Source organism: Paracoccus onubensis, from assembly GCF_003591515.1.
GTDB lineage: Bacteria > Pseudomonadota > Alphaproteobacteria > Rhodobacterales > Rhodobacteraceae > Paracoccus > Paracoccus onubensis.
This window is the reverse complement of sequence record NZ_QZCG01000020.1, coordinates 1-16,956: the sequence shown is the minus strand read 5'-3', so window position 1 is coordinate 16,956 and position 16,956 is coordinate 1. Positions and strand designations below refer to the sequence as shown.

Below are 16,956 nucleotides of genomic sequence, written 5' to 3'. Positions count from 1 at the left end.
CCTGCACGGAACTTCACCGTGGCTTAGGGCTTTTGATCTCGGTTGAAAAATTGTATTTTGGCCTTAGTTCATGCCTAAATGTTATACAGGATTGTTCATGCGCCTGACGCCACGCCAGTTGGAAGCGTTTCGACATGTGATGCTTGCCGGGGGCATAACCGCTGCGGCAGAGGCGATGAACATTACCCAGCCTGCGGTCAGCCGTTTGATCCGTGACATCGAAACATCGGTCAGGATCACGCTGTTCACACGCCAGGGCCCCCGCCTGACCCCAACCCCCGAGGCGATCCTGCTCTTTCGCGAGGTCGAGCGGCTGTATATCGGCATCGACCAGATTTCCCGCGCGGCCGAGGATATCCGCCAGCACAAGAATATCGTGCTGCGTCTGGCCAGTGTCACTTCGTTGGTCCGGCCTTACCTGCACAAGGCACTGATCGACGTGATCGGCGACCGGCTGGATCTGCCGATCGTGCTGGATGTGGAAAACAGCCGTCACATCTGGGATATGGTCGAAAACAATCACTACGATCTGGGCTTTGCCTTTGGTCCCGCACCGACAGGCGATCTTCAGACCGTGCATCTGCACAGTTCCGAGGCCGTTGCCGCGATGCCTGCCGGCCATCCGCTGGCGGCGCGCGAGGTGATCACGCCGGCCGATCTTGTCCATTATCGCGTTTTGACCGCAGGAAGAAACTCGCCGCTTCGCCGCGGGCTGGATCGCGCTTTCGCCAGTTCAGAACATGCCCCGATCAGCACGATGGAAACGGCGATGCTGCATTGCTGTCATTTTGCGGCGGCCGGCCTGGGCGTCGCCATTGTCGATCAGACGACAATGCATGCCGCCGGCGCCAATCTGTGCAGCCGTCCTTTCCGCCCCGTGATCAATGTCTCGTATTTCGCGGCCCGTCCCGCCGGAACCCGCCAGATTTCTGTTCTGGATGATATCATATCCCGCATGTCAGCCTTGCTGGATGCCGCCTGACCTTGCCTGCCGAATTCCCGCCGTTCAGGGCCGGTGCTGCCGGCGTGACGCACCGGCAAGCTTTTCCACGCTGCAGGTATGTGTAGCGAAAATGATCATCTCAACTTTGTCCGGTTGATCCCATCTCATTGCGCAATTGGTCCAGCATCAGGGCAATCTTTTCCTGCAGATCGGTCGTCGCCAGACTGGCCGGATAGGAAATCGCGATGCCGTAAATCTCTGACGTGTCGGGGTCGCGCATTGCGATCCCCTGCGAAGCGACGCCTTCAAAAGCCTCGTTCATCGCCGATGAACGCCCCGTCGCGCGGATACGCCCGATCCGTTCCTGCAATTCGGCATGGTCTCGCGGCGCGTTTGTGGAAACGAATGGCAAGGGTTCGGGCACGCGCTTCTGCCATTCCGCGTCTTCCAGAAGCGCCAGCATCGCGCGGCCGTTCGAGGTCGTATGAGCTGCCGTTTTGTAACCCGGAGCCGTGGCGATCGCCAGGGGACTCGAGCCGCGCAGCATGCGCAGCACCATCAGATCGGGACCGTCGAATACAGTGATATACCCGGTATGTCCGCCGGAATCGCAGATATGCTTTACGCGCTTGTGCAGCAGATCAAGGAACGGGTTCTGGCTTTTGAAGATCTGCCCCAGTTCGAACAGCCGCATTCCGGGCGAATAGAGACGCGCCTGCGAATCATATTCCAGAAGTCCCGATTCCCGCAAAGCCCGCAAAGCACGATGTACGGTAGCCTTCGGGCGGCCCAGGCGCCGCGCAAGTTCGGCCTGTCCGATCGCGGGCTCTTCGGGGGAAAAAATCTTAAATATTTCAATTGCATCATCAAGCGCACCCATGGGTTTTCTTCCTCCTCAACAAGAAGAGATTGCTTAAAATTTATGCAGATAATGTTTCATTATTGAAACTAAATGTCAATTATGAAACAAAATCTGGACATGAGCTTTTCGGTATTATTACAGTCGGCCCCGTAAATACGCCCATCGCCGGGCGCGGGACGGCCCATCTTTTCTTGTGCAAGGAATGCGAAGGCGTCCCGCAAACAGGTCTCGACACTGCGTCGTGACAGGACATCGGGAGCGAACGGATACATGACTCACACCCGCAGATTACGCGCAGGTATCGATATCGGCGGAACTTTCACGGATTTCATCCTGTTCGATGAAGCGCAGGCGGCGATCCGGTTGCACAAGCATCTGACCACGGCGCATGATCCGTCGCAGGGGGCGTTGAAAGGACTGTCGGAACTGATCGAGTCGGCGTCGATCTCGGTCGCGGATCTGGCCGAGATCGTGCATGGTACGACATTGGTCACGAATGCCGTCATCGAACGCAAGGGCGCGAACGTCGGGATGATCACGACCAAAGGGTTCCGGGACATTCTGGAGATCGGAACCGAACAGCGCTACGATATCTATGACCTCGCATTGTCTTTCCCGCCGGCACTGGTGGAGCGCGCCAGACGGCTGGAAGTGTCCGAGCGGATCGATGCGGATGGCCGGGAAATTCTGCCATTGGATGAAGCCGCCGTGATTGCTGCGGCAAGCGCGCTGGTACGGCAGGGTGTCGAAGCGGTCGCGATCTGCTTCATGCATTCCTATGCGAACCCTGATCATGAACGGCGGGCACGCGATCTGATCGCCCGCGAATTTCCGGATCTGTCGATCTCGATTTCGTCTGAAGTCGTCGCCGAGATCTCGGAATATCAACGCTTCGCCACCACCTGCGCCAATGCTTATGTCCAGCCGCTGATGGATCGCTATCTGCGACGCTTCGAGACCGAGTTGCGGAAGCTTGGCTTCAACGGCGATTTTCGCCTGATGCATTCGGCTGGGGGTCTGGTTTCGCTGGATGCGGCGCGGGCCTTTCCGATCCGGCTGCTGGAATCCGGCCCCGCCGGGGGGGCGCTGGCGACCGCGTGGTTCGGGCATAACGCGGGCCATGACAATGTGATCTCGTTCGATATGGGCGGAACCACCGCGAAAGCCTGCCTGATCGAGAACGGCAAGGCCGATATTGCCTCTTATCTCGAAGCGGGCAGGGAACATCGTTTCAAGAACGGGTCGGGATTGCCGATAAAGGCTCCGGTTGTCGACATGATCGAGATCGGCGCGGGTGGCGGTTCGATCGCGTCGATCGATGCGGTCGGGCTGATGCAGGTTGGCCCGCATTCCGCCGGATCGGAGCCGGGACCGGCCTGTTATGGGCGCGGCGGCGAGAAACCGACTGTCACCGATGCCAGTGTCGCGCTGGGCTATTACGATCCCGATTTCTTCCTTGGCGGACGGATGAAACTGGATCTGCAAGCCGCCGAGCGGGCATTGGACGGACTCGCGAAGCCTTTGGGCATTTCGGCGGCAGAGGCGGCCTGGGGGGTGCATCAGGTCGTCGCGGAAAGCATGGCCAATGCCGCGCGCATCCATCTGATCGAGAAGGGCAAGGATCCCCGCTCCTATTCCATGATCGGCTTCGGTGGTGCAGGCCCGGCCTTTGCCGCCCGTGTCGCGCGGATCCTGGGCGTGTCCGAGGTCATCATTCCACCGGCCAGCGGCGCGGCCTCGGCCTTCGGCTTCCTGACCGCGCCGCTGTCGTTCGATTTTGTCCGGTCGCATCGCGTGGCACTGTCTCCGCAGATGGATATGGGCGAAATCACCGCGATTTGCGATGATCTGGCGCAGGACGGTCGCGCGCAACTGCGGCAGGCAGGAGTTGCGGACGATCAGATCATTGTCGAGCGTATGGCCGACATGCGGCTTGTGGGGCAGTTGCACGAAATCACCGTGCCGCTTCCGGCGGGGGAACTTGCGTCTGGATCCTATGTCGCGATCCGCGAGGCGTTCGAGCGCGTCTACGCTGCCCGCTATACGAGCGTGCCGAACGAGGCGCGTCTGGAAATCCTGTCTTTCCGCTGCCGCACCAGCGGACCCGCGCCGCAACTGACTGTCCGGCAGGCCGGGGTCGCGGGCGGGAATGGCGGCAATGGTCGCAAGGGAAGCCGCCGCAGCTATTTCTCGGGCGAGTGGCTGGAAGCCGGGATCTATGACCGCTACGCGCTGGTGCCCGGCCAGAAAATTCAGGGCCCCGCGATCATCGAAGAGCATGAGGCGACGACCATCGTGCCGCCCGGAGATAATGTCAGCGTCGATGAGGTCGGTAATCTGCATATCGCCATTGCCGCAGCCGCCAAAGGCGCGACCGTGGTCGATGAAACGATGAGTCTTGATCAGGCGGTGTCGCGCATCCAGTCCGATCCCATCGCGCTTGAGGTGATGTGGAGCCGGCTGGTCAATGTCGCCGAAGAGATGTGGTCGACGGTCTGCCGTACCGCCTTTTCGCTGATCATTTCTGAATCGCAGGATTTCGGCTGCGCCATCCTTGATCCGAACGGCGAAACGCTGGCCCATTCCGCGCGGGTGATGCCGGTTTTCAACCTGACCTTGCCGATGGCGGTGAAAGCGATCCTCAAACGCTATCCGGTCGAGACGATGACGCCGGGCGATGTCTATATCACCAACGATCCATGGCTTTGTGCGGGTCATCTGTTCGATCTTGCGATTGTGACCCCGGTCTTCCATCGGGGGCGGGTTGTCGCGTTGATGGGAACCGTGGGGCATGTCGGCGATATCGGCGGCTCACGCGATGGGTTGAGCGTTTCGGAGCTTTACGAGGAAGGTCTGCAAATCCCGGCGATGAAGCTGGTCAATGCCGGCACCGAGAACGAGGATCTGTTCCGCCTGATGGGCGAGAATATTCGCGACAGCGAGCAGGTTCTGGGCGACGTCCGTTCGTTCATTGCGGCCAACGCGACCGGCGCGGCGCGGATGCAGGCTTTCATGGACGAATACGGAATGCATGATCTGCAAGCCTTCGCGCTTGTCGTGCAATCGCTGTCCGAAAAGGCGATCCGGCAGGCGATCGGCGAGTTGAAAGACGGCGTGTACCATTCGGAAATCTCGAATAACCCGATGGGCGCGCGGATGACCTTCCCCTTGAAGGTCACGGTCGCGGGCGAGGAAATCGAACTGGATTTCGAGGGCGCACCGCCCCAGACAGCGCAGGGCGGGATCAATTGCACGCTCAGTTACACCACGGCGCATGCGACCTATCCGCTCAAATGCATGCTGACGCCGAATGTGCGCGGCAATGCGGGATGCTACCGCCCGTTCACCGTCAAGGCGCCCAAGGGATCGATCCTTAATTGCGACAAGCCTGCCCCGGTATCGCTGCGCACCCGCACCGGCTGGTATCTGGCCCCGAATATCTTCCGCGCCATGGCCGATGCCGCGCCCGAAATGGTGCAAAGTTTTTCGGGCCTGCCCAGTCTTCTCAGCTTCTACGGAAAATCGGACGAGGGCGCGCTGTTCTATGAGCTGTTGCTTCTGGGTGGCGGTCAGGGGGCTTCCGCCGGTCGCGATGGGAAATCCTCGCTGCTCTGGCCGACATCGGCGGCGACATCCTCGATCGAGATGCTGGAAAGCCGCTCGCCGATCGTGGTCTGGGAAAAGACCCTGATGACCGATAGCGGTGGGGCCGGGGAATTCCGTGGCGGGCTTTCGGTCCGGGTCCGGGTTTCGCGCCGCAATGCCGACGGGCAGCCGATCCGCGCCATCGTCTCACCCGAGGGGGTGGACATGCCTGTCGAGGGACTCTTCGGCGGGGCCTCGGGTCTTACGGCCCATGGGCGGATGCTGCGGCTGACGGATGGCGTGCAGACCGGCGATTGCGGCACCGGGCAGATCGTCGATCTGGAGGATGCCGATACGGTGATCGAGCTGCAACTCGCCGGTGGCTCCGGCTATGGCGATCCCCGGGACCGCGATCCGTCGCGCGTGGCCGAGGATCTGCGTCAGGGCTATATCAGTGCGGATGCGGCGAGCCGGATCTACGGCCTGTCCCGAAGCGGGGATGCACCGGTGAAAACGGAAACTGCGGGATGATCGCGGCCGTGTCCCGGCCGATGCCGGGGCGCATTTCTTCAAACGGATACCGACAGGGAAATATGACATGAATCTCAGCAGACGGGCTTTCATCGGGACAACCATCAGTGCCGCGGCCTTGGCCTCGACCTCATTCGAGGCACTGGCGCGTGGCCGCAAGGTGCTGATCATGGCCAGCAGTGTCGATATTCCTAATTTCGACCCGCATGTCGCCACCGGCTATGCGCCGCAGATGTTGTTCCGGAATACCTATGATGCGCTGGTCCGCGTCGTCGGAAACCCGCCAGAGGTCGTGCCGGGGCTGGCCAGCGAATGGAGCGTATCAGACGATCAGCTGCATTATGAATTCACTCTGAACCCAGAGGCCCGCTTTGAGGACGGAACCCCGGTCACTGCCGATGCCGTGGTTTATTCCTTCGAGCGGATCATGCGCCTGCAACGCGGGGTTTCCTGGATGATCGAAGGCGTTCTGGAAAGCGGCAGCGTCACGGCAAAGGATGAAGGCACGGTCGCTTTCGACCTGAAGGCGGCTTTTGCGCCGTTCATGCAGGTGCTGCCGTGGATGTTCATCGTCAATCCGACCGAGGTCGAAGCCAATCTGGGCGACGATGACGGGCAAGCCTATCTGTTGCAGAACACTGCCGGATCCGGCCCGTTCCGCATGGGGCGCGTGGCGCCCGGCAATCTCTATGAATTCCTGCGGGTCGAAGATGACTGGCACAAGGACGGAGGCAATCTGGAAGGCGCGATCTGGAAGATCGTCCGCGAAGCCTCGACCGAGCGGATGATGCTGCAGCGTGGCGAGGCCCATATCGCGCTGGAGCTTTACGCCGAGGACATGGATGCGCTGGCCGATGTGCCCGGTGTCGTCCGGGTGGTCGAGCCGGAATACCGGACCTTCTCGATCAAGATGAATACCGCGAAAGGTCCATTGGTGGATGCCAATCTGCGCAAGGCGGTTTCCTATGCCTATAATTATCAGGGCATGCTGGATTCCGCAGGCCCGGCCGAGTTGATGATCGGCCCGCTGCCCACCGGCATCTTCGGCCATGATCCCGATTTGCAAGTCTACCGCCAGGATATGGAGAAGGCCAAGGAATATCTGGCCAAATCCGAATATGCGGATGGGGGTTTCACTCTTAACGTGATGCATGCGACGGGCTATGAAAACCAGCGTCGCTGGTGCCTGCTGCTGCTGGAGGCGTTGAAAAGCCTGAATATCGGGCTGGAAATCCAGCCCGCCACCTGGCCCGATATCACCGCCTCGGCGCAGTCGGCGGATACGATGCCCGATTTCTATTGCATCTTCCAATCCGCCAATTACGCCGATCCGGACAATATCGCCTTCGCGGCCTATCATTCGTCGCGCAATGGGCAATGGCAGAATCCCGTCTACAGCAATCCCGAAGCCGACAAGCTGATCGAGGCTGCGAGGATCGAGATCGATCAGACCCGCCGCGCCGAGATCTATGCCGAGCTTCAGGTGCTGCTGGTCGAGGATGCGCCGGATATTTTCGGCGTGCTGGAAAAGCGTAAACTGGCGCTGCGCGACGATGTCGAAGGCTATGTCTTCGCCCCGGTCGCGGCCAATTCAATCGAGCTGTTGCCGCTGTCGCTGACCTGAATGCCGACTGACTGAACCATGGCGGGGGTCGCGGTCCCCCGCCCGCAAATCGCAGGACCGCCCATGATCCGATACGTCATCCGCCGCTTGCTGCTTCTGGTCCCGATGCTTCTGGGCCTTTCGGTCATCGTTTTTGCCATCGCCCGGCTGCTGCCCGGCGATCCCGCGGCGCTTGCCGCAGGCCCGAACGCCACTCCGGAGGTTCTGGCAAGCGTGCAAAGAGAATTCGGCCTCGATAAACCGATCCCGCTTCAATACTGGGATTATCTGACCGGACTGGTTCAGGGAGACTGGGGCGTATCGATCTTCACCCGTCGCCCGGTTTTCGAGGATATCGTCACCTTTCTGCCGGCAACGCTGGAACTGGTCGCTGCTGCCATGCTGATTGCGATCGTGCTGGGCATTCCACTGGGGCTGGCGGCGGCGGTCTGGCGCAATGGCGTGCTGGATTACGTCACCCGCACCGTGTCGCTGGGCGGTATCGCGATGCCGCGCTTCTTCCTGGGGCTGTTGTTGCAGCTTTGCTTTGTCACATGGCTGGACATCCTGCCGCTTTCGGGCCGCTTCCCCCTGATCGACCTTCCCCCGGAGGAGATTACCGGCTTCTACACCATCGATTCACTGCTGACCGGTGATTGGTATGCGCTGCGCGTCTCGCTGGCCCATCTGGCCCTTCCCGCGCTTGCGATGTCGCTGTCGCCATTGGCCACGATCATCCGGATGATGCGTGCCTCGACCATCGAGGTTCTGCAGCAGGATTATATCATGACCGAGCGGGCGCTTGGCCTGTCCAGCCGGCTGATCCTGTTCAAATATGTGCTGAAAAACGCAATGACCTCGACGCTGACGGTCATCGGCCTTTATGTTTCCTGGCTTCTGGGCGGAACGGTGCTGGTCGAGACGGTGTTCGACTGGCCGGGGCTTGGCCTTTACGCCACGCAGGCGATCCTTAGTCAGGATTTCATGCCGGTGATCGGCGTGACGCTGGTCATCGCCATCATTTACCTGCTGTCGATGCTGATCGTCGATCTGCTTTATGGCGTGTTCAACCCGAAAGTCCGCAGCTCATGACCATGATACAGACCTCCCTGCCCAAGCGCGACCCCTCGGCCCGGCTGGAAAACTGGTCGCGCGCCTTCTATCGCTTCCGGCAAAGCTGGTTGTCGGTCATCGGGCTGGCTATCGTTGCGGTCCTGATCGTGATCGCGCTGGTTGCGCCATTGATCGTGCCCTATCCCGAACATGTGGCCGGCGCGACCGATACCGCCGCCCGCTTCATGCCCCCAAGCGCGGAACATTGGTTTGGTACCAATGCATTGGGTCAGGACATGTTCTCTCTGGTTCTGGTCGGATCGCAGGTCTCGTTATTCTCGGGCCTTGCGGTCGTTATCATCGCGATAGCCGTCGGCGGGCTGGTCGGCGCCGTTGCCGGCTATTTCGGCGGCTGGGTCGACGAGACATTGATGCGGCTGACCGATCTGCTGCTGACAATTCCAAGCCTGATTCTGGCAATGGCGGTCGCGGCGGCGCTTGGCACCGGCATTCTGAACATGATCATCGCCATCTCGATCACCTGGTGGCCCGCCTATGCGCGACTGATCCGGGGAGAGGTTCTGGTGAAGAAGGAAGAGCAGTTCATCACCGCGGCCCGCGCGCTTGGTGCAGGCCCGGGTCGGATCCTTGGCCGCCATATCCTGCCCAATATCATCTCGCCGGTGGTGGTGAAGGCCTCGCTGGATATGGGCTTCGCGATCCTGACCGTTGCCTCGCTTGGTTTCGTGGGAATCGGGGTGCGGGCGCCGGTGCCGGAATGGGGAACGCTGCTTTCCACGGCGCGTGGCTATATGCCTGACTATTGGTGGACGGCGTTGTTTCCGGGCTTCGCGATCTTTCTGGCGGTGCTTGCCTTCAATCTTCTGGGCGATGGGCTGCGCGATGTCCTTGACCCCAAGGCGCGGAGGTAAGCCGGATGAGTCTGCTCGAGATCACCAATCTGAATCTGGCCATGCGCAGCTATGAAGGCGAGACGCAGATCCTGCATGGTATCGACCTGAAGATCGAGCGGGGCGAGATCTGGGGCATGGTGGGCGAAACCGGCAGTGGAAAATCCCTGACCGGCTTATCCATCTCGCGTCTGATTCCCGCGGCGACCGGCCGCTACCTTGCGGGCTCGATCCGATTCGAGGGCACCGATGTCCTGAACGCCACCGAACGCGAGATGCGCAAGCTGCGCGGCCGCAAGATCGGCATGATCTTCCAGGATCCCACGACCAATCTTAACCCGGCTTTCCGTATCGGCACGCAGCTTGTCGATGTGGCGCTTCATGCGGCGGAACATGATCCATCCGTGCTCGGCCTGAGTGGCAACGCCTCCCGGCGCGAACGCCGCCGCGCTGCCCGCCGGGTGGCGATCGAGATGCTGGGCAAGGTTGGCATTTCCGATCCGATCGAGCGTATCGATGCCTATCCGCACCAGTTCTCGGGCGGGATGCGGCAGCGGATGCTGATCGCCATGGCGATGATCGGCAAGCCGGATCTGCTGATCGCCGATGAGCCGACGACCGCATTGGATGTCTCGGTTCAGGCGCAGATCTTGAAGCTGATCCATCAGCTTGTGCTTGAAAGAGATATTGGTGTGCTGATGATCACGCATAATCTGGGCGTGGTTGCGCAGCTTTGCAGCCATGTCGCGGTCATGTATCGCGGCCGCATTCTTGAAACCGGCCCGGTGCGGACGGTTCTGAAGCAACCGTCCCATGCATATACCCGGGCCTTGCTTGCGGCGATTCCCACGGTTCATACGAAACGAGGTGAGTTGCGCGGCATCGGCGATATCATGGCGGAGGCGGGTTGATGAGCCTTGATATCCTGAATGTGACCAAGATCTTCGGCCCGGCCCGTGGCGGAATTCTGTCCCGGGACGAGGGATTCCGCGCGTTGGACGATGTCAACCTGCATGTGCCGAAGGGCAGCAGCTTTGGTCTGGTAGGCGAATCCGGTTCCGGCAAGACCACACTGACGCGCTGCATCCTGCGGCTGGAAAATCTGACCCGGGGCAGAGTGCTTTACGAGGGAACCGATATCCATGGGCTGACCCCGCGCGACCTGCGGCGGCTGCGGGCGCGGCTTCAGATCGTGTTCCAGGACCCCTATGCCTCGTTGAATCCGCGTATGACGATCCATGATATCGTCGCCGAACCGCTGCTGATTCATCGCGACCTGTTCCGGCTTTCGGCCCGCCAGCGCAGCGAGCGGGTGCTTGAACTGCTGGAGCAGGTCGGTCTGCGGTCCGAGCATCTGTTCCGTTACCCGCATGAATTCTCGGGCGGGCAGCGGCAGCGTATCGGCATTGCCCGCGCCCTTGCATCGCGCCCGGATTTCCTGATTCTGGACGAGCCCACTTCGGCGCTGGATGTCTCGGTTCAGGCCGATGTTCTGAACCTGCTGCACCGCCTGCAACAGGAGCTGGGCCTGACCTATTTCTTCATCAGCCATGATCTGGGCGTCATTCGCTACATTTGCGACGAGGTGGCGGTCATCTATCGCGGAAAGCTGGTTGAACAGGGACCTGTCGCCGAAATCTTCGACCGTCCCCGAAGCGATTATACCCGGATGTTGCTGGCGGCGATGCCGGATCCCGATCCCGACAAATCGCCTTTCCGGCAATCCCCGACCGTCTGAAAATGAGACCGATGATGCCTGACCTGAACCATCCGGAACTCGATGCCATCGCGGAAAAGGCCCGTGAATGGCGGCACGCCATCCACCGGCAGCCTGAATTGCTGTTCGATCTGCCGCAGACCGCGTCCTTCGTTGCGGACAAGCTGGATGAATTCGGCTGTGACGAAGTGCATCGCGGCATCGCCGGATCGGGTGTCGTGGCGATCATCAACGGCACGGGTAACACCGGCTGCAGCATCGCCCTGCGCGCGGATATGGATGCGCTGCCGATCCATGAACGCACCAATCTGCCCTATGCCTCGGCGGTCGAGGGCAGGATGCATGCCTGCGGCCATGACGGCCACACGGCGATGCTGCTGGCAGCCGCCTGTCACCTAAGCCGTCATCGTGATTTTCCCGGCCGCGTCGTTCTGATCTTTCAACCTGCCGAAGAGGGCGGCGGCGGCGCTCGCGTGATGATAGACGAGGGGCTTCTGGACCGTTTCGCGATCGATGAGGTTTATGCGCTGCATAATCGTCCGGGCCTGCCGGTTGGGGATTTCGCGTCCCGGCCGGGACCGATCCTTGCTGCGGGCGACCGCTTCATGATCCGTCTTCAGGGGCGCGGAGGTCATGCCGCGTCGCCTCATCTGGCCCGGGATGCAATCCTTGCGCAGGCCCATCTGGTCTCGGCCTTGCAGATGATTGCGTCCCGCCATACCGATCCGCTGGATTCGGTCGTGCTGTCCGTCACCTATCTTGAGGCGGGAAACCCCGATGCCCTGAACGTCATACCCGGCGAAATCAGCATCGGCGGCACCTTGCGCAGCCTGCGGCCCGAAACGCGCAGGCAGGCCGAGGCCCGGCTGCGCGAGATCCTGTCCGGCACGGCGGCGGCATTCGGCGTTGATGCCGAACTTGACTGGCGCCCCGGTTATCCTGTGACGATCAACGATCCCGATATCGCACATGCGGCGCTGGATGCCGCACGGGCCATTGCGCCGGATGAACGAGTTGACGACAGCTGCCCGCCGGAAATGGGCTCCGAGGATTTCTCTTACATGCTGGAGCGTCGTCCCGGCGCGTTTGTCTGGATCGGTAACGGCGATAGCGCCGATCTGCACAATGCCGCCTATGATTTCAACGACGAGGCGATCATTCATGGCCTCCGTTTCTGGCTGGGCATCGTTCAGGCGCGGGCGGCACTTCGTTAGCCGCATAGCTGCGGAAATAGCCCTTTTGCCGATGGTTTGACGGCAGCATCTGCCCGGGTAGACTGCCGGCAGAAACAGATCGGGGCATATCATGGATCTTATGGCGCGAGTGACCGCCGTAGTTGGTGGCGTAATGGTAATGCTGCAGCGGGTTGGTGCGCCCCGGACGCAGGCAGTGGGCACCAAGCCGGTAATCCCGTCGGCAAGGAAACAAGGGATCATGACCCTGAAGATGCCTACCGCGAAAGGCTGGGCGTCCGGGCAACTTCCCAAGACGGCCCCGGGGCTGAAGGTCAACGCTTTCGCTTCCGGTTTGGATCATCCGCGCTGGATCGAGGTGCTGCCGAACGGCGATGTGCTGGTCGCCGAGGCGAAAGAGCAGCCCAACCCTCCCAAGACGCTGATGGATCGGGCCACGCAGGCCACGATGCGGCGCGCCCGCGCGATCGGCGTCAGTGCCAATCGGATCAGCCTGTGGCGCGACGCGGATGGCGACGGGGTGGCGGAACGGCGCGAGGTTTTTCTGGAAGGACAGAATCAGCCCTTCGGCATGGCCTTGGTGAACGGCACTTTCTATGTCGGGAATACGGACGGCATCGTCGCCTTTCCATATGAGGAGGGAGAGACGCGGTTGAACGGCCCCGGCCGCAAGCTGGTGGAGTTCAAGCCGGGCGGTCACTGGACCCGCAGTCTGATCGTCTCGCCTGACCAGAGCAAGCTTTATGCCGGTGTCGGTTCGCTCAGCAATATCGGCGATCAGGGCATGCAGGCCGAAGAGGGACGCGCGGCGATCTGGGAACTGGATCTTGCCAGCGGAGCGGCGCGTATTTTCGCCTCGGGCCTGCGCAATCCTGTCGGCATGGCGTGGGAGCCTGTCACCGGTGCCCTGTGGACAGTGGTGAATGAGCGCGACGGGCTGGGCGATGAAACCCCGCCGGATTATCTGACATCGGTCGAGGAGGATGGCTTTTATGGCTGGCCTTATTGCTATTGGGGCGGGACCGTTGACGATCGCGTTGCACAGGATCCGCAGATGGTGTCGCGGGCAATCACGCCGGATTATGCGCTTGGCGGCCATACAGCGTCATTGGGGTTGTGCTGGATGCCTGCGGGCACGCTGCCCGGATTCTCCGAGGGTATGGTGATCGGGCAGCATGGATCATGGAACCGCTCGGTCCTGAGTGGATACCGGCTGATCTTCGTACCCTTCGAGAACGGGCGGCCAGCGGGGCCGCCGCAAGATATCCTGTGGGGCTTTCTGTCCGAAGACGAGAAATTTTCCTATGGCCGGCCTGTCGGCGTTGCCATTGGTCCGGACAAGGCGTCTTTGCTGATGGCTGACGATGTCGGTAACGTCATCTGGCGGATAACCGGGGTTTAGAAAATATTCCGGTCCGGTTCCCGTTCACGATAGCAGATTGCGACGGTTCCTAGCCGAAAGTCAGGAAACGGTGCGAGTCGTCGATGAAGGTCTTTTCCGCAAGCTGCGCCTCGTTCGAGCCGAAGGGCAGTTGCGCCCGCAGTTTCCACGATGCGGGTAGATCCCATGTCGCCGCGACCTTGTCATCGACCAGCGGGTTGTAATGCTGAAGGCTGGCGCCGATTCCGACATCGGCAAGCGTGGTCCAGACGGCAAGCTGGGCCATGCCTGTCGAATGTTCTGACCAGATCGGGAAGTTCTCGGCATAAAGCGGGAATTTTTCCTGCAATTCTCCGATTACGGATTGATCCTCGAAGAACAGGACGGTGCCCGCGCCCGCTGCGAAGCCGCCAATGCGTTTTTGTGTCTTGGGGAAATCCGTCTTGGGGACGATGATGCGCAAAGCTTCTTCCACCAGATGCCAGAACTTCCGGCTTTCCTTACCGAACAGGATCACCGCCCGCGAGCTTTGCGAGTTGAAGGATGACGGCGCCTGACGAATGGCCTCGCGGATCAGGCGGTCGGTTTCCTTCTTCGGGATCGGCAGGCTTTCCCCCAGCGCATATTGCGAGCGGCGTTTCAGCAGATTGTCCAGCATGGCGGATTCCCGGTCAGTGATTGAAGTGACGGAAGGGTGGCGTGTCGGGGTCGGCCCTTCCGCGGTCGCTCGGCTGTTTTGCCTCAAGGCGCGGTGCCGTTCAAGCTGGGCTTCGCCTGAGTGACAATGGCGCCCGGCGGGACTGAATCGGTCAGCCAGACGCCACCGCCGATGAGCGCGCCCTTGCCGATCTCGATCCGGCCAAGGATCGTTGCGCCGGCATAGATGACGACATCGTCGCCGACCAGCGGGTGGCGGGGCAGACCCTTCACCAGCCCGCCATCGCCATCGCTTTCGAACCGTTTCGCCCCAAGCGTGACCTGCTGATAGATCCGCACATTGCGGCCGATCACGGCGGTTTCCCCGATCACCACGCCAGTGCCGTGGTCGATGAAGCAGGCCGGGCCGATCTTTGCGCCGGGATGAATGTCGATGCCGGATTGAGAATGGGAATGTTCGGCCATGATCCGCGCCAGCATCGGCGCACCCAGCCCATAGAGGCTGTGGGCGATCCGATGGCGCAGGATCGCGGCGATGCCGGGAAAGCACAGCACGATTTCGTCGAGGCTTCTGGCCGAGGGATCGCCCTGAAAGGCAGCATTGATGTCGGTATCGTGCAGGTCGCGGATCTGCGGGAGCCCGGCCATGAACGCATCGGCGGTGGTATGAGCGCGCCGGCGGCAGGCCAATTGTCCGGCATCGGGTTGCAGCAACCATTCAAGCTCCAACTGCTCGGCCAGACGCTGGCGGATGGATCGCAGGGTTTGTGCGACAAATGTATCCGCGACCTGCGTATCCAGCCCGGCCGGACCGTAATGGCGCGGATAAAGCGCGCCGACGACATTCGACATGAGACGGATCACCGCAGGGCGCGAGGGCAGGCGCGGTGTCGGCCGGCCGGGATAACGGCGTTGCTGCGAAGTGATGCGGATCAGCCGCAATTTCTCGGCGATGGCGGCCAGTTCTCGGTCATGCGGATTCGAAATGCTGGGCTGCGACAGGGCATTGGTGCGTTTTACGGGGGTCAGGATCGGTTTCTTTCGTATTGGTGTGATGGAGAGGTTCTGTACTTGCCCGGCCGGACCAAGCGCGGGGGCCCAGTTCGGGCGCTTATCCGGGGGGAGGGCGACGAGGGCGTCGGCGGGAAGCTGGCCCAGAAAACAACCGGCCGCATCCTTGTCAAGCACGAGATCGGTTCCGGGCAATCGCGACATCCGCGCGGCATGTGCCACGGCCCGGTCCAGTCCCAGACAAAGATGCGTGTGGTGATGTTGGTCCAGCAGCATCATGCGCCAGATCAGCGGTGCGATCACGGCATCTTGTGCGTCCAGCACCGGCATCGGGCCACGATCGCTGAAACATCGCTCGATCCGCAGCATCGTGTCGCGCAACAGGTGGATGGCGATGTCGAGATCGCGGTGGTTCGCGGCGCGTGTTACCTCGGCCAGATGAGCGTCAGCGATGACCGCATGAGCGATCAGCTTCTGCTGCCGGGCACGCTGCGCGGGATCGCTGGAAAACAGCGTGCCGGGGCAAAGTTCGTCCAGCAGGGCAAGAATGGCCAGCGGTTCGCGGATGACAAGTTCCTGTCGGAAGGGGCTGGTCAGACGCAATTCGGTATGCGTGCCGGTGCCGGGTCGGGCAGGGCGGCCGCAAAGCGCCATTGCCAAGCCGGTGCGCTGCGCCGTCAGGCAGCCCGGGGCAGCGATCAGGCGCGGCATGTGCTGACCCGAAAGCGCTGTCACCTGGCCACGGCTGGGACTGCGCATGCCCGTTGACACCGGTCTTATTGCCCCGGGCCTTATCGCTTCGGATTCCATCGCTTTGGGCGCCGTCATGCATCATGCCTTGGCACGGCGGCATGAAGACTGCTGCTGACCTCGGCTACTGTCGCGACCAGATCGACCAACTCGTCCGCATCCACCCCGTTCGAGGCCAGACGCTTCAGTTCGAAACGGCCAAGCGTCGGCTGTTTCCGGGCCAGCGCACCCGCCGCCGTCGCCAATGCGCCCAGACGCCCGGTCAGCGGCGAGGGCAGGCCCTCTTCCAACAACAGGGCGACGGCGAACGGATCCCGCAGTGCAGCCGCGGCCGCGAGGGCATGATGGCGCGCCAGTTCCATATGGCCCGCCTCGCGGCTGACGACCAGCGCCACCAAAGCCCGTTCGCCCTCGTCCAGGCCTCGCGCGCGGCGGAACAGTCCTTGACGGGCCTGGACGGAGGCATGGAAGATGCCATGCCGGATGCTGGTGTCAAACATCATGGCTGTATCCTTTCCGGGCAAGAGGAACGATGTCCTGGCGGGCAATGGCGCATTGCCGCAGGCCGGCGATCATGCGGACCTGAAAGATGACCAGAGTCATGATCCGCGACACGACGCCAAGTGCATCGGCGCTCCATCCCAGGGTACGCGCCTGGCCCCTGCGGTCATTCGTCAGCAGGGACTGGATATGCGCGAAGACCACCGCCAGCCGTTCGCCGATCAGCGCGCGGCTTGTGGGGGCGGGCAGATGCGGGGC

General features: G+C 61.5%; 14 protein-coding genes. 9 read left to right on the top strand and 5 right to left on the bottom strand.

What is annotated here, in order from left to right:
• The first annotated feature begins 97 nt into the window (after positions 1 to 97).
• Positions 98 to 982, top strand: a complete 885-nt coding sequence (locus tag D3P04_RS21595) for a LysR family transcriptional regulator (RefSeq protein WP_119751952.1) — start codon at positions 98 to 100, stop codon at positions 980 to 982.
• Positions 983 to 1,082: 100 nt separating this feature from the next.
• On the opposite strand, the gene D3P04_RS21590 is transcribed toward D3P04_RS21595, so the two are convergent.
• Positions 1,083 to 1,823: an IclR family transcriptional regulator gene (locus D3P04_RS21590; protein WP_119751951.1), complete on the bottom strand. Its 741-nt coding sequence runs from the start codon at positions 1,821 to 1,823 to the stop codon at positions 1,083 to 1,085.
• A 252-nt stretch (positions 1,824 to 2,075) separates the two neighbouring features.
• On the opposite strand from D3P04_RS21590, the gene D3P04_RS21585 reads away from it, so the two are divergent.
• From D3P04_RS21585 to D3P04_RS21550, 8 genes are all read left to right on the top strand, one after another.
• The gene (locus tag D3P04_RS21585) at positions 2,076 to 5,921 is read left to right on the top strand and encodes a hydantoinase B/oxoprolinase family protein (RefSeq protein ID WP_119751950.1); all 3,846 of its coding nucleotides are present in this window, start codon (positions 2,076 to 2,078) and stop codon (positions 5,919 to 5,921) included.
• A 67-nt stretch (positions 5,922 to 5,988) separates the two neighbouring features.
• Positions 5,989 to 7,545, top strand: a complete 1,557-nt coding sequence (locus tag D3P04_RS21580; protein WP_119751949.1) for an ABC transporter substrate-binding protein — start codon at positions 5,989 to 5,991, stop codon at positions 7,543 to 7,545.
• A gap of 63 nt (positions 7,546 to 7,608) precedes the next feature.
• Complete coding sequence (locus D3P04_RS21575; RefSeq protein ID WP_119751987.1) at positions 7,609 to 8,616, top strand: ABC transporter permease; 1,008 nt, start codon at positions 7,609 to 7,611, stop codon at positions 8,614 to 8,616.
• Entirely contained in the window at positions 8,613 to 9,509 is an 897-nt protein-coding gene (locus D3P04_RS21570; protein WP_119751948.1) for an ABC transporter permease, read from the top strand. The genes D3P04_RS21575 and D3P04_RS21570 overlap by 4 nt, the downstream gene beginning before the upstream one ends.
• A 5-nt stretch (positions 9,510 to 9,514) precedes the next feature.
• Complete coding sequence (locus D3P04_RS21565) at positions 9,515 to 10,399, top strand: ABC transporter ATP-binding protein (RefSeq protein ID WP_119751947.1); 885 nt, start codon at positions 9,515 to 9,517, stop codon at positions 10,397 to 10,399.
• Positions 10,399 to 11,226 (top strand): ATP-binding cassette domain-containing protein, encoded by an 828-nt coding sequence (locus tag D3P04_RS21560; RefSeq protein ID WP_119751946.1) that lies wholly within the window; start codon positions 10,399 to 10,401, stop codon positions 11,224 to 11,226. Before D3P04_RS21565 ends, D3P04_RS21560 begins: the two co-directional genes overlap by 1 nt.
• A gap of 11 nt (positions 11,227 to 11,237) precedes the next feature.
• The gene (locus D3P04_RS21555; RefSeq protein WP_232845126.1) at positions 11,238 to 12,419 is read left to right on the top strand and encodes a M20 aminoacylase family protein; all 1,182 of its coding nucleotides are present in this window, start codon (positions 11,238 to 11,240) and stop codon (positions 12,417 to 12,419) included.
• Between the two features lie 91 nt (positions 12,420 to 12,510).
• On the top strand, positions 12,511 to 13,800 hold the full coding sequence (locus D3P04_RS21550; protein ID WP_119751945.1) for a PQQ-dependent sugar dehydrogenase: 1,290 nt from the start codon (positions 12,511 to 12,513) through the stop codon (positions 13,798 to 13,800).
• A 49-nt stretch (positions 13,801 to 13,849) separates the two neighbouring features.
• On the opposite strand, the gene D3P04_RS21545 is transcribed toward D3P04_RS21550, so the two are convergent.
• The 4 genes from D3P04_RS21545 to D3P04_RS23495 form a co-directional block, all read right to left on the bottom strand.
• Positions 13,850 to 14,437 carry a nitroreductase family protein gene (locus D3P04_RS21545; protein ID WP_119751944.1) on the bottom strand — a complete coding sequence of 196 codons (588 nt, stop codon included), beginning with the start codon at positions 14,435 to 14,437 and terminating at the stop codon, positions 13,850 to 13,852.
• Between the two features lie 83 nt (positions 14,438 to 14,520).
• Entirely contained in the window at positions 14,521 to 16,206 is a 1,686-nt protein-coding gene (locus D3P04_RS23810) for an LbetaH domain-containing protein (RefSeq protein WP_232845125.1), read from the bottom strand.
• 65 nt (positions 16,207 to 16,271) lie between these two features.
• The gene (locus D3P04_RS21535) at positions 16,272 to 16,700 is read right to left on the bottom strand and encodes a hypothetical protein (RefSeq protein WP_119751943.1); all 429 of its coding nucleotides are present in this window, start codon (positions 16,698 to 16,700) and stop codon (positions 16,272 to 16,274) included.
• Positions 16,690 to 16,956, bottom strand: a 267-nt coding sequence (locus tag D3P04_RS23495) for a carboxymuconolactone decarboxylase family protein (RefSeq protein WP_220475387.1), incomplete at its 5' end; no start/stop codon positions are given. The genes D3P04_RS23495 and D3P04_RS21535, both read right to left, overlap by 11 nt.